The organism is Vibrio ostreicida, from assembly GCF_013074385.2.
Lineage (GTDB): Bacteria > Pseudomonadota > Gammaproteobacteria > Enterobacterales > Vibrionaceae > Vibrio > Vibrio ostreicida.
In genome coordinates, this window is the sequence record NZ_JABEYA020000002.1 from 359,816 (window position 1) to 373,044 (window position 13,229).

At 47.0% G+C, this 13,229-nt stretch carries 11 protein-coding genes; 2 read left to right on the forward strand and 9 right to left on the reverse strand.

Annotated features, from left to right (window positions below; translation table 11 throughout):
• Positions 1 to 3 precede the first annotated feature (3 nt).
• Positions 4 to 2,577 carry a leucine--tRNA ligase gene (gene leuS, locus HLM86_RS05350; protein ID WP_170882368.1) on the reverse strand — a complete coding sequence of 858 codons (2,574 nt, stop codon included), beginning with the start codon at positions 2,575 to 2,577 and terminating at the stop codon, positions 4 to 6.
• A 139-nt stretch (positions 2,578 to 2,716) separates the two neighbouring features.
• Here leuS and HLM86_RS05355 point away from each other — a divergent pair, with 139 nt between their 5' ends.
• Positions 2,717 to 3,187, forward strand: coding sequence for a zinc ribbon-containing protein (locus tag HLM86_RS05355; protein ID WP_076586598.1), 471 nt, complete (start codon positions 2,717 to 2,719; stop codon positions 3,185 to 3,187).
• A 94-nt stretch (positions 3,188 to 3,281) separates the two neighbouring features.
• Here HLM86_RS05355 and lnt read toward each other — a convergent pair whose 3' ends face one another.
• The 5 genes from lnt to miaB all read right to left on the reverse strand — a co-directional run bounded on the left by lnt (position 3,282) and on the right by miaB (position 8,927).
• Positions 3,282 to 4,805 carry an apolipoprotein N-acyltransferase gene (gene lnt / locus HLM86_RS05360; RefSeq protein WP_170882369.1) on the reverse strand — a complete coding sequence of 508 codons (1,524 nt, stop codon included), beginning with the start codon at positions 4,803 to 4,805 and terminating at the stop codon, positions 3,282 to 3,284.
• Positions 4,806 to 4,841: 36 nt separating this feature from the next.
• Positions 4,842 to 5,747 (reverse strand): CNNM family magnesium/cobalt transport protein CorC, encoded by a 906-nt coding sequence (gene corC, locus HLM86_RS05365; RefSeq protein ID WP_076586602.1) that lies wholly within the window; start codon positions 5,745 to 5,747, stop codon positions 4,842 to 4,844.
• 93 nt (positions 5,748 to 5,840) lie between these two features.
• Entirely contained in the window at positions 5,841 to 6,311 is a 471-nt protein-coding gene (gene ybeY / locus HLM86_RS05370; RefSeq protein ID WP_076586604.1) for an rRNA maturation RNase YbeY, read from the reverse strand.
• A complete protein-coding gene (locus HLM86_RS05375) occupies positions 6,308 to 7,405 on the reverse strand; it encodes a PhoH family protein (RefSeq protein ID WP_076586606.1) in 1,098 nt (365 codons plus the stop codon). Before HLM86_RS05375 ends, ybeY begins: the two co-directional genes overlap by 4 nt.
• A 97-nt stretch (positions 7,406 to 7,502) precedes the next feature.
• Positions 7,503 to 8,927, reverse strand: a complete 1,425-nt coding sequence (miaB, locus tag HLM86_RS05380) for a tRNA (N6-isopentenyl adenosine(37)-C2)-methylthiotransferase MiaB (protein ID WP_170882370.1) — start codon at positions 8,925 to 8,927, stop codon at positions 7,503 to 7,505.
• Between the two features lie 290 nt (positions 8,928 to 9,217).
• Here miaB and HLM86_RS05385 point away from each other — a divergent pair, with 290 nt between their 5' ends.
• Positions 9,218 to 10,372: a 2-octaprenyl-3-methyl-6-methoxy-1,4-benzoquinol hydroxylase gene (locus HLM86_RS05385; protein WP_170882371.1), complete on the forward strand. Its 1,155-nt coding sequence runs from the start codon at positions 9,218 to 9,220 to the stop codon at positions 10,370 to 10,372.
• Positions 10,373 to 10,454: 82 nt separating this feature from the next.
• On the opposite strand, the gene crr is transcribed toward HLM86_RS05385, so the two are convergent.
• The 3 genes from crr to HLM86_RS05400 form a co-directional block, all read right to left on the reverse strand.
• Positions 10,455 to 10,964 carry a PTS glucose transporter subunit IIA gene (gene crr / locus HLM86_RS05390; protein ID WP_076586612.1) on the reverse strand — a complete coding sequence of 170 codons (510 nt, stop codon included), beginning with the start codon at positions 10,962 to 10,964 and terminating at the stop codon, positions 10,455 to 10,457.
• Positions 10,965 to 11,069: 105 nt separating this feature from the next.
• A complete protein-coding gene (gene ptsI, locus HLM86_RS05395) occupies positions 11,070 to 12,794 on the reverse strand; it encodes a phosphoenolpyruvate-protein phosphotransferase PtsI (RefSeq protein WP_076586614.1) in 1,725 nt (574 codons plus the stop codon).
• Positions 12,795 to 12,933: 139 nt separating this feature from the next.
• Positions 12,934 to 13,191: an HPr family phosphocarrier protein gene (locus HLM86_RS05400; protein ID WP_076586616.1), complete on the reverse strand. Its 258-nt coding sequence runs from the start codon at positions 13,189 to 13,191 to the stop codon at positions 12,934 to 12,936.
• Positions 13,192 to 13,229 lie beyond the last annotated feature (38 nt).

Consider the following 13,229-nt stretch of genomic DNA (forward strand, 5'->3'; position numbering starts at 1 on the left):
AGATCAGTTCGCTACAATATTCAGAAGTTTACCTGGGACGTAAATGACTTTACGAACCGTTTTTCCTTCGGTGAATTTTGCCACGTTTTCATCGTTAAGCCCCAGAGCTTCGACTTGCTCTTTAGACGCATCCGCTGCGACGGTTAGCTTCGCACGCAGTTTACCGTTCACCTGCACGACGATGGTTTTCTCATCTTCGATTAGGGCATTTTCATCGAACGTTGGCCAAGTGGTCGAATCAATATCCGATTCACCTAGTGCTACCCAGAGTTCATATGAAAAGTGTGGGGTCATTGGGTAAAGCATCGCTACGATGGCCTTTAGCGCTTCATCAAGAATGGCACGGTCCTGAACCTGACCTTGAGGTGCTTTGGCCAACTTGTTCATCAGCTCCATAATCGCGGCAATCGCGGTGTTGAACGTCTGACGACGGCCGATATCATCGGTGACTTTAGCGATGGTCTTGTGTACATCACGGCGAAGGGCTTTCTGGTCACCCGTCAACGCTGTGGTATCCACGGCTTCAGCCGCGCCTTGTGTTGTGTGCTCTTTCACCAATTTCCACACACGTTTCAGGAAGCGGTTGGCACCTTCTACGCCAGATTCTTGCCATTCAAGCGTCATATCTGCAGGAGATGCAAACATCATAAACAGGCGAACCGTGTCCGCTCCGTATTTGTCTACCATCTCTTGTGGATCAATACCGTTATTTTTTGACTTGGACATTTTGATCATGCCAGAGTGCTCGACGTTGCGACCTTGGTTGTCGACTGCTTTCTCGATACGCCCTTTACCATCACGTTCGATAGCGACGTCCGTCGGCGCTATCCATTCTTTGGTGCCTTTCTCGTTGGTGTGATAGAAAGCGTCAGCCAGAACCATGCCTTGACATAGCAGTTGCTTGAACGGTTCATCAGACGTCACGTAACCAGCATCACGTAGAAGCTTATGGAAGAAACGAGAGTAAAGCAGGTGCATACAAGCATGCTCGATACCACCCACGTACTGGTCAACGGGTAGCCAGTAGTTTGCTTTTTCAGGGTCAAGAATATCATCGGCCTGTGGGCTACAGTAGCGCGCATAGTACCAAGATGACTCCATAAAGGTATCGAAGGTATCGGTTTCACGCAGTGCAGGTTCGCCGTTTAACGTGGTTTTAGCCCACTCTTTGTCCGCTTTGATTGGGCTAGTTACCCCGTCCATAACCACGTCTTCAGGAAGGATCACTGGAAGTTGGTCTGTGGGGACTGGGTGAACCTCACCATCTTCGGTAGTCACCATAGGAATGGGGGCTCCCCAGTAACGTTGACGAGAAACGCCCCAATCACGCAGACGGAAGTTTACTGTCTTCTTACCTTTGCCTTCAGCTTCAAGCTTCGCAGCAATTGCATCGAATGCTTCTTGGAACGCAAGACCATCGAATTCGCCTGAATCAAACAGGACACCTTTCTCTGTGTAAGCCGTTTCAGAAACGTCTAGTTCAGAGCCATCTTCAGGTTTGATTACTGGGATGATCTCGATGCCGTACTTAGTTGCGAACTCGTAGTCACGTTGATCGTGAGCAGGAACCGCCATTACCGCACCTGTGCCGTAATCCATAAGTACGAAGTTTGCTACGTATACAGGAACAACACGACCGTTAAGAGGGTGGATAGCCGTTAGGCCAGTATCCATACCTTTCTTTTCCATGGTCGCCATTTCGGCTTCAGCGACTTTGTTGTTCTTACACTCTTCAATAAAGTCAGCCAGTAGAGCGTTGTTTTTCGCGGCTTCAGTAGCAAGTGGATGACCAGCCGCAATGCCGACGTAGGTAACACCCATTAAGGTGTCTGGACGTGTGGTATAGACCTCCAAATCGGCGTGATCGGGTACCGTAAAGGTCAGTTCAACGCCTTCCGATCGCCCAATCCAGTTACGCTGCATGGTTTTGACCATTTCGGGCCAGCCGTCGAGGTTGTCTAGATCGTCTAGAAGTTCCTGAGCGTATTCTGTGATCTTGATGAACCACTGCGGGATTTCTTTCTGTTCAACGGGGGTGTCACAGCGCCAGCAGCAGCCATCTTCAACCTGTTCATTGGCCAACACCGTTTGGTCATTAGGACACCAGTTTACTGACGAGGTTTTTTTGTAAACCAGACCCTTTTGGTAAAGCTTGGTAAAGAACGCTTGTTCCCAACGATAATATTCAGGTGTGCACGTCGCAAACTCACGATTCCAGTCATAACCAAAACCAAGCAATTTGAGTTGGTTCTTCATGTACTGGATATTCTCGTAAGTCCAAGGCGCTGGCGCGGTTTTGTTTTTGACCGCTGCGTTTTCTGCTGGCAGGCCGAAGGCGTCCCAACCAATAGGTTGCATGACATTTTTACCCTGTAAGCGCTGGAAACGAGAAACCACATCACCGATGGTGTAATTACGCACGTGACCCATGTGAAGTCGACCGCTTGGGTATGGGAACATAGACAGACAGTAGAATTTTTCTTTATTTGGGTCTTCACTTACAACAAAGGTTTTGCTGTCGTCCCAGTGCTTTTGAACCTTTTGTTCAATATCTTGCGGGTTATATTGCTCTTGCATCGATGATATCCGGTTATCTTGGAAATTGTGAGTTCAGTTAGAACAGACATAAATAGATCGTCATAGAATACCTAAAGGAGAGGAGCACAACAATAGCCGACGAGGCTCATTTACACTCAGTCGTCACAAGGAGGCCACTATGCCGAAACCCAAATCAGGTTACGAGGAATTGTTCGAGGATGTCGTTGAGGTACTGAAACATAGTCCTGAAGAAGTAAATCATGTTTTTGAAACATCAGGAAAGTTGGTTGAAGCGGCAAATAATCTGAGCAAAGATGAGATGGCGTTAGTCAGCGCTTATATAAAATCGGATCTCAAAGAGTTTGCGGAAAGCTTTGAGGAATCGAAAAGTAGCCCATTTTATGTGATGGTTGCCGATTCTATTTGGCAGGGGCTGCTGGAAATTACTGATCGGGCCAAGGTGGAGTGGGTCGAGCTGTTTGCAGACCTCGATCATCAAGGGTTATACCAGTCGGGGGAGCTGATAGGTTTGGGGGTGCTGGTGTGTGATGAGTGTGGAAATAAAACTCAGTATAATCATCCGACGGAGATTATTCCGTGCATCAAATGCGGCCATAAAGGGTTCAGTCGGCAGGCCTTGAAGCCCTAAACAGAGACGATTGTCTCGTGATTAGGGTGGCTGGTCTCTCTCGTATTACCGACTGAGGTGAAGTTGCTGATAGGTGCTGTGGCGCCGACGTTGATTAACGTTGCTCCGCTGTACGTCGACATCGCCACCCGATCAATAAACTGACCACGACCCAAATATACAAAGGCCATGAGCCGACACGATGATAAGGGGTCTGCCCCGTTGTTGACATAATGTCTGCGCGCAGAACAGCAATCTCAAACTGGGGAGCCTGAGCAATAATCTTCCCTTTGTAATCGGTGATCGCAGTCACTCCATTATTGGTTGAACGAATAACAGGCTTGCCTAACTCAAGAGCTCGCATTCGAGCAATTTCCATATGTTGGAGTGGGCCGATGGATTTTCCAAACCACGCATCGTTAGATAAGGTCAAAATAAAATCAGTTTCGGCGGTCACGTTTCGACGAACCTGTTCGTTAAAAATGATTTCATAACAAAGAGCGGGGGCCAGATGACGGTTATTGGCAACGATATTCGGTTGAATGAACTCCCCACGGCTGAACGAAGACATCGGCAAATTGAAGATTGGCGCGAGGGGCCTGAGTAGGGTTTCAAACGGTACAAATTCGCCAAAAGGCAACAAGTGATGCTTATGGTAACGTTGAGACATATCAAATTGGTAGTCACCGTAAGGGGTTTGCCCGACGGTGAGTATGCTGTTGTAAAACTGCCGGTCTTTTGCTTGGTTTACGACCCCTGTGATGACTGCGCTGTTGTTGATTTTTGCTGCGGAGTCGAGATTGCTGAGATAAGAGGGTATTTCAATTTCTAACGCTGGAATCGCAGCTTCAGGCCAGATGATGATATCCGCATCCCAATTTTCTCGGGTCAAATCCGTGTACTTCATGATGGTTGGCCAGCGTTCCTGAGGCAGCCATTTTTTTGCTTGATTGACGTTACCCTGAATCAGCGCCAATTTGGTGGTACGGTTTGAGTCTGGGCTCACCCAGTTTGCCGATGTTAGGCCATAACCTGCGGAGAAAATAACAACGGGGATCATCAGTGTAAGCCAATGTCGATAAAGAATGGCATAAACGATGGACCCTGCGCAGAATATGGCAAGTAAGGTCAGAAGTTCAACGCCACCAATCGGTGCAAAATTTGCCAGAGGGCTCTCTATCTGGCTATAGCCGAGCCACAACCAAGGGAAGCCTGTCATAAACCATCCTCTTAGCCAGTCTAAGATGAGCCAGAGAGCGGGGGCGGCCAGCAGCAAGCGTGTGCGGTTTGCGTTGGGAAAATAACGGTTGAGACACCAAGCAAAACCACCAGAGAAAATAGCGAGGTAACCCACCAATAAAGCCATGAGAAAAACACTGGCAATTTTGGGCAAACCACCAAAGTTATCGATACTAATGTGCACCCAACTAATGCCAGTGGCAAATTGTCCGATGCCCCACGCATAGCCTATCCATAATGCATGTTTGGTGGTTTGATTTTGGAGTAATAACAGCAGAATAGCTGGGCTGAGTATTGCGAGGGGCCAAAGCTGATAGGGGGCAAAGGCCAATGTCGTTAAAGCGCCAACAAAAACGGCCGCAAGCGGCCGTTTTAGGCGATGATAAAGCGTAGTAATCATCGTTAAGTTTATTCTCGGAACCCTAAGTTAGGGAAATTAGCGTGGCTCTTCCGCCGATTCTGGAAGAGGCTCTTCATCGGGGATTGTTACTTGCAACTGCAATACCCGACGATTGTCTGCAGCGGTGACTTTAAAGTTATAGTGTTCGAGTTCGACGACTTCGCCCCGTGACGGAAGGTGACCAAAGGCGGTCATAACCATACCACCCACCGTATCCACTTCTTCATCGCTGAAACGGGTACCGAAGGTTTGGTTAAATTCCTCTATGGTCGTCAACGCTTTTATGGCATAGGTATGCTTACTGAGCTTGCGGATGTCAACCTCTTCCTCATCGTCGAATTCATCTTCAATTTCTCCGACAATTTCTTCAAGAATATCTTCGATTGTCACCAGACCAGACACACCACCAAACTCATCAACGACAATCGACATGTGGTAACGTTCTTCTCGAAACTCTTTGAGCAAGCGATCAACGCGTTTGCTCTCAGGAACCACCACCGCCGGACGGATGACCTGTTCGATATCAAACTCGGCGCTGCCTGAGCCCAAATATTTAAGTAAGTCCTTCGCAAGGAGTATGCCTTCAACATGGTCTTTATCTTCACTGATCACAGGATAACGAGAGTGCTGTGCGTCGGTGATAAGGTCTATCAAAGCATCCAAATTGTCGCTGCGTTCAACAGTGACCATTTGAGAGCGAGGTAGCATGATATCACGCACCCGCATTTCTGATATTTCCATTACCCCTTCGAGCATGTCACGAGTATCGTGGTCGATAAGGTCATTTTCTTCCGAATCACGGAATACCTCGACCAACTCCTGACGATCTTTGGGATCAGCTTGAAAGATTTGTCCTAGGCGTCCAAAGAAGGACTTTCTACTCGGACCTTCCGATTTTTCTTTTTTACCTTCTAGAGAAGAGGGCGAATTGTCTTCGTTCATTGTTTCTCAATTAAGTCGCGCTATCAAATGTGTGATAGCTCACATAGAAAACTGATCGGGGTATAGACCGTCAGTTTCCGAAACGGAACCGTGCTAAGACGGTTCTTTCTCCGCGAGATATGGATCTTCAAAGCCCATGTCTTGCATGATTTCGGTTTCGAGCGATTCCATCTCTTCGGCTTCATCGTCGTCGATATGATCATAACCTAGCAGATGGAGGCTACCATGTACAACCATATGCGCCCAGTGAGCCATCAAAGGTTTGGATTGAGTTTGAGCTTCCTGTTCCACAATCTGGCGACAAATCACTAAATCACCCAGTAGATCGATGTCGATACCAGGAGGGGCTTCAAAAGGGAACGACAAGACGTTGGTTGGCTTTGCTTTGCCGCGATATTCGTGGTTGAGTTGGTGGCTCTCCTGTTCATCTACGATTCGGACTGTCACCTCAGCCTCGGCTTGAAACGGCTTAATTGCGCAGCTCAGCCATCGCTGGATATCATCAAAATGCGGTAACCCTTTCTCTTGTTCGACGGCGATTTGCAGATCAAGTTCAATCGTCATTGCGGTTTTGTCTCCGATGTCGCTCTTGATGGCGGAGATAGCGTGTCGTCGGCCTTCGTTCCGTGTTCTTCTCGGCGGCGCTTTTCGTATTCTTTGCGCTCTTTCTGATCCTGAGCTTCCCACTTTTCATAAGCATTCACAATGCGAGCAACAACCGGGTGGCGCACGACATCATCCGCTTGAAAGAAATTAAAGCTGATTTCATCGACTTCATTGAGAACTTCTATTGCATGTCTTAGGCCAGATTTAGCGCCACGAGGAAGGTCAATCTGGGTGACATCCCCAGTGATAACCGCCCGTGAATTGAAGCCAATACGGGTTAGAAACATTTTCATCTGTTCGACGGTTGTGTTCTGGCTCTCATCGAGGATGATAAACGCATCATTCAGAGTTCGGCCACGCATATAAGCCAATGGGGCGACCTCAATTACGTTGCGTTCAATGAGTTTTTCGACTTTTTCAAAGCCGAGCATTTCAAACAGAGCATCATAAAGGGGGCGAAGGTAAGGGTCGACTTTTTGGCTGAGATCGCCCGGTAGGAAACCTAATTTTTCACCTGCTTCTACCGCTGGACGGGTAAGCAAAATACGACGAATCTCCTGTCGTTCTAATGCATCGACGGCCGCGGCCACGGCGAGGTATGTTTTTCCCGTGCCTGCTGGGCCAATACCAAAAGAGATATCGTGTGTGACCATATTGACCAAATATTGCCCCTGATTTGGGGTGCGGGGTTTAATGACCCCTTTCTTGGTCTTGATTAAGACTTCTTTGCCATGTTCAATATTGGCGTCGAGATTTTGCTCCAATACCCCCGATTCCTTGATCGCAAGGTGGATTTGGTCGGGTTCTATATCCGGAATATTGCCACGGACTGGTGCGGTATGTACATGAAGTGTTTTGATGATATCAAGGGCGGCGGCGCTGGTATGAGGTTTACCGACAATCGTAAACAGGTTACCGCGATAGCTAATTTCCACGCCTAACCGGCGTTCAAGATGTTTGATGTTGTCATCGAAAGGGCCGCAAAGGCTGGCTAGGCGGCGATTATCAGAAGGTTCTACATTGATTTCTAGCGTAACAATTTTATTGCTCAAATTTGCCTCTCATTTGTGAGAGCCCGATTGAGACCGGGCTCCTAATGATCTTATTGACCTTACTCTAAGATGGATACTCAGAGCGATATTTTCAAGCTTAAGGTGTGAAAGTGGCGACACCAAGCTCATCTTCACGTTTTGTTTTGACCATCATTTGTGTCGGTGAAATCACACTACGTAAATCCATGTCTTTTTCGGTACGGATAATCTCTCCCCGAAGTGAGTTAGCAAAGACATCGGTGATCTTGACATCAACGAATTGACCGATCAGCTCAGCATTACCCTCAAAGTTGACGACGCGGTTGTTTTCGGTACGTGCTCTCAGTTCCATTAGGTTCTTCTTCGAGGGCCCTTCAACCAACACGCGCTGTTCTGTATCCAGCATTAAACGTGAGTAACGCATTGCTTGGGCATTGACGGTTTGTTGTAATTCGTACAAACGATCTTTCTTTGTTTGATCGGATACGTCACATGGGTAATCTGCCGCTGGTGTGCCAGGGCGTGGAGAAAAAATGAAACTAAAGCTCATATCAAAATCAACATCTTTGATAAGTTTCATGGTGTCTTGAAAGTCTCGGTCTGATTCACCAGGGAAGCCCACAATAAAGTCTGAGCTTATTTGAATATCAGGACGAGCTTTACGCAATTTACGAATGATGGACTTGTATTCTATCGCGGTATGAGGACGTTTCATCATGGTCAGAATGCGATCACTACCGCTTTGTACCGGAAGGTGCAGGAAACTGACCAGTTCAGGGGTGTCTTCATAGACGGCAATGATATCGTCGGTAAATTCCAGTGGGTGACTGGTGGTAAAGCGAATACGGTCTATGCCATCAATGGAGGCAACTAAGCGCAATAACTCGGCGAAACTGCAAATATCACCTTCGTGTGTTGGGCCACGGAAAGCATTGACATTTTGGCCAAGAAGATTGACTTCTCGCACGCCTTGTTCCGCCAGTTGAGCAATCTCGAATAAGACATCGTCCATCGGACGGCTAACTTCTTCTCCACGTGTATAAGGTACGACACAATATGTACAATATTTCGAGCACCCTTCCATGATTGAGACAAAGGCGGTAGCGCCTTCTGCTCGTGGATCAGGCAGTCGGTCAAATTTCTCGATTTCAGGAAAAGAGATGTCCATTACCGGGGCGTCATCACTTAGAGATTGTTTGATCATCTCAGGCAAGCGGTGCAACGTCTGAGGACCAAAAATGACGTCGACGTAGGGAGCACGATCACGAATGTGGTCGCCTTCTTGAGTGGCAACACAGCCGCCTACGCCAATCACTACATCGGGTTTCTTATCTTTTAGTCTTTTCCAACGGCCCAACTGGTGGAATACTTTCTCTTGCGCCTTCTCTCGAATAGAGCAGGTATTGAGAAGTAATACGTCTGCTTCGTCTGGTTCCTCTGTCAACTCATAGCCGTTAGCCGCGTTCAGTAGATCGGCCATTTTAGATGAATCGTATTCATTCATCTGGCAGCCCCAGGTTTTAATTAGCAGTTTTTTACTCATGTAGTTCGCTCGATCGTTAGTTTAAATTAAGGGAGCAAATCGCCCAGTTTGGAACCGTATCAGCAGGCTTATTTGGCCGATTACTGATGATGTTTTTACCGCTATATTCTGCGGTTAGCCGCGTATTGTACTGGTTTAAAAACCTACTGACTAGTGCTGCTATTAAATCAATTATACGCTTTGTACATCAAGGGTTTTGACGGCCTGTTGCTTGCGGTTTTTGATTACATTTTGGTCTGGAAAAAGTACAATAAAAAACAGCGAGATAATCAATTCATAAAGTGCAAAATATGACCAAATATGAGGTTGCCGTCATCGGTGGGGGTATGGTAGGCGCGGCGGTTGCCGTTGGATTTGCCCAGCAGGGTCGGCGTGTGGTGTTGGTGGAAGGTCATCAGCCGCTCGCGTTTGAGTCAAGTCAACCGATGGATATCAGAGTCTCGGCGATTTCTGAGCACTCAGTCTCAATTTTGGAAAGGCTAGGGGCGTGGCAAGCCATTTCACAAATGCGGGTTTGCCCCTATCGCCGTCTGGAAACTTGGGAGCATCCTGAGTGCAGAACTCGTTTTCACTCAGAGGCGCTCAATATGAGTCAGCTGGGCTATATTGTAGAGAATCGGTTGATCCAACTCGGTTTGTGGGCCGAGTTTCAACATTACCCCAACCTTACCGTGTGTTGCCCTGATACACTTGAACACATCGAGTATTCTCAGCTCAATCGGCTAACGCTGAGCTCTGGGGAGTCCTTTGATGCGGATCTAGTGGTAGGCGCAGATGGGGCAAACTCGCAAGTGCGACAACTGGCGGGGATCGGTGTGACCGCGTGGGACTACCGTCAACACTGTATGCTAATTAATGTTGAAACACAGTCCCCACAACAAGACATAACCTGGCAGCAATTTACTCCCAGTGGTCCTCGTTCTTTCTTACCACTTTGTGGTCATCAGGGCTCGTTAGTTTGGTACGACTCTCCTGCGCGGATCCGTCAGCTGTGTACTTTGACCAATGAGCAGCTCCGTGAAGAAATTATTGCCCACTTTCCTTCTGAATTGGGTGAAATTACGGTGTTGCAGTCGGGGGCATTTCCTCTGATCAGACGTCATGCTCAATCCTACTCTGCCCAAGGGTGCGTGCTGGTTGGCGATTCAGCCCATACCATTAACCCGCTTGCGGGGCAGGGCGTCAATATTGGTTTCAAAGATGTTGACGTGTTGCTTTCCGTCACGTCTGATCAGGAAGGCTTATCGTCTCAACTGCTGCGAGATTATGAGCGTCAACGTCGTCCTGATAATTTGTTGATGCAATCTGGGATGGATTTTTTCTACAAGAGTTTTAGTAACGACATTACACCGTTTAAGCTGATTCGAAATGTGGCTTTAAAAGCGGCAGATAATGCAGGGCCACTAAAAAATCAGTTACTGAAATATGCACTGGGTTTGAAGTGAGAGAGAGAATAGATTAAAAAACGCAGCTAGCGGGCTGCGTTTTATGCGTTGATCGCCGTTTTATGTGTGGCCTAAAAAGACGTTATTTGGTGACTCGTAAAACGGGTGTTTCACCGACGCTTACAGAGCCAGAGAGTTTGCTCAGCTCTTTGATTTCATCCATGTTTGAAATCACAACAGGGGTAAGAGTTGATTTTGCTTTCTCTTCTAGTAGCGCTAAGTCGAACTCGATGACTGTATCGCCAGCAGTAACTGTTTGACCTTCTTCTGCAATACGCTTGAACCCTTCGCCTTTTAATTCCACGGTATCGATACCAAAGTGGACAAAGAGCTCTACGCCGTCGTCAGATTCAATTGAGAAAGCATGGTTCGTTTCAAAAATTTTGCCAATAGTGCCGTTTACAGGAGCGACCATTTTGTTACCAGCAGGCTTGATAGCAATGCCATCGCCAACAATTTTTTCTGCGAAAACAACATCTGGCACATCTTCGATATTTACGATTTCACCAGAAAGAGGCGCGATGATTTCAATAGCACCTGCATCAGCGCTGTCATCAGATACTAGCTTCTTAAGTTTGTCAAACAGACCCATTGTGTCATGCTCCTAACGTTTCATTTAATTCTATCGAATTATAGTATACCAAACTGGCCGAATAGACGACTATTTTTAGCCGTCTATCTTGTTGGTAATTATTAATTAATGAGATTTTTCTGCGATAAATTTTTCGACAACGGCTTCAATTTCAGCCGCGGTTGGAAGGGAGAGCGCCTCTTCTGCCATTGCTTTAACTTCATTGAAGTTAGACTGGCGAATCACTTTTTTCACTTTGGGGATAGAAATACCGCTCATGGAAAACTCATCAAGGCCCATACCCAACAGCAGTAAGGTCGCACGCTCATCCCCTGCTAGTTCACCACACATACCTGTCCATTTTCCTGCTTGATGAGACGCGTCAATGACTTGTTTTATCACCGTAAGAACGGCGGGGGAGAGGGGGTTATATAGGTGAGAAATCATCTCGTTACCGCGATCTACTGCTAAAGTATATTGCGTTAGATCATTGGTTCCAATAGAGAAAAAGTCGACTTCTTTGGCCAAGTGGTGGGCGATTGCTGCCGCCGCGGGTGTCTCGACCATCACGCCAATTTCAATCGTTTCATCAAAGGCAAGGTTCTCTGCACGCAGTTCTACTTTGTATTCTTCTATCGCTTGTTTTAGGGTGCGAATTTCTTCCACCGAAATGATCATCGGGAACATGATACGCAGTTTTCCGTGAGCCGACGCACGCAAGATACCACGTAACTGGTCACGGAGAATGTCGCGACGATCTAAGCTGATACGCACGGCACGCCAACCTAAGAAAGGGTTCATTTCTTTAGGTAGATCCATATAGGGCAGATCTTTGTCTCCGCCAATATCCATGGTGCGAATAATGACAGACTCGCCATTCATGGCCAGTGCTACATCTTTGTACGCTTGGTACTGTTCTTCTTCGGTAGGAAGCGCGTCGCGGTCCATGAAGAGAAATTCAGTGCGGTACAGACCGACACCTTCACCGCCGTTACGCAGAATACCATCACAGTCTTTAACGTTGCCGATGTTTCCACAGACTTCGACATGGTGACCATCGGTAGTTTTAGCGGGTAAATCTTTGAGCTTAGCCAGCTCTTCTTTTTCTGCAGAGAAAGCGGCTTTGACGGCTTTTGCATCGGTCAATTGGTCCTGAGATGGATTAACAATGATTTTATTGTTGATCGCATCAAGGATCAGCATATCGCCATTCTTGACCTGTGATGTAATATCATTGGTGCCAACAAGAGCCGGTAATTCCAGAGAACGAGCCATGATTGAGGTATGAGATGTACGGCCGCCGATATCACAGGCGAAACCTAGCACGTAGTCAAGGTTGATCTGAGCGGTTTCAGATGGTGTTAGGTCGTAAGCCACCAGAATAACCTCTTCGTCAATATCACTGAGCGAAACGATATTGATGCCCAATGCATTTTTGATAAAGCGAGAGCCAATGTCACGAATGTCAGTTGCACGCTCTTTGAGGTATTCATCATCAAGGGACTCTAACGCGCAGGCCTGCTCTTCAATAATGGTATGGATAGCGTGATCGGCGTGCATCTTGTCGTTTTTGATCAGTGCTAGGATCTCTTCTTCGAGCTCTTCGTCTTCAATCAGCATAATGTGCCCTTCGAAGATGGCTTCTTTCTCTTCACCGAAAGTTTCAAGAGCTTTCTGTTTGACGGTTTCCAACTGAGCGACCGATTTGTCGCGTGCTTCGAAAAAGCGTGCGACTTGTGTCTCAACTTGAGCTTCGGAAATAGAGTTTGTGTTTAGGACAATATCATCTTCTTGAAGGAGTAGTGCTTTACCAAAAGCAATACCCGGAGATGCTAGGATGCCTGAAATCATAGCCTTACCTTAAAATGGGTCAACGTTAAAACGGGAGAAAAAATGGATGCGCTAACGATAATGTTTAGCTTAAATCCTGATTTATTGCCAATAAAGCCACTTTGAAATCACAAAGTGGCTTTAGAGCAGGATGATGTGCTTAGTGCAGTTGATCCATTAAGGCCACGAGATGGTCGACCGCTTGTTGCGCCTGAGGGCCTTCAGCTGAAATGGTCACTTGAGTGCCTTTTACTAGACCTAAAGTTTGGAGCTTGAACAAGCTCTTAGCGCTTGCGCTTTTACCATTAGACGTCACTGTGATGTCGGCTTCGAAGCCTTTGGCTTCTTTTACAAACTGTGCGGCTGGACGAGTATGAAGGCCATTTTCTGCCGTGATTTCTACTTGCTTCTCGTACATGTTTTTACCCCAATTGATATATTTTTGTTAGTTTGTTA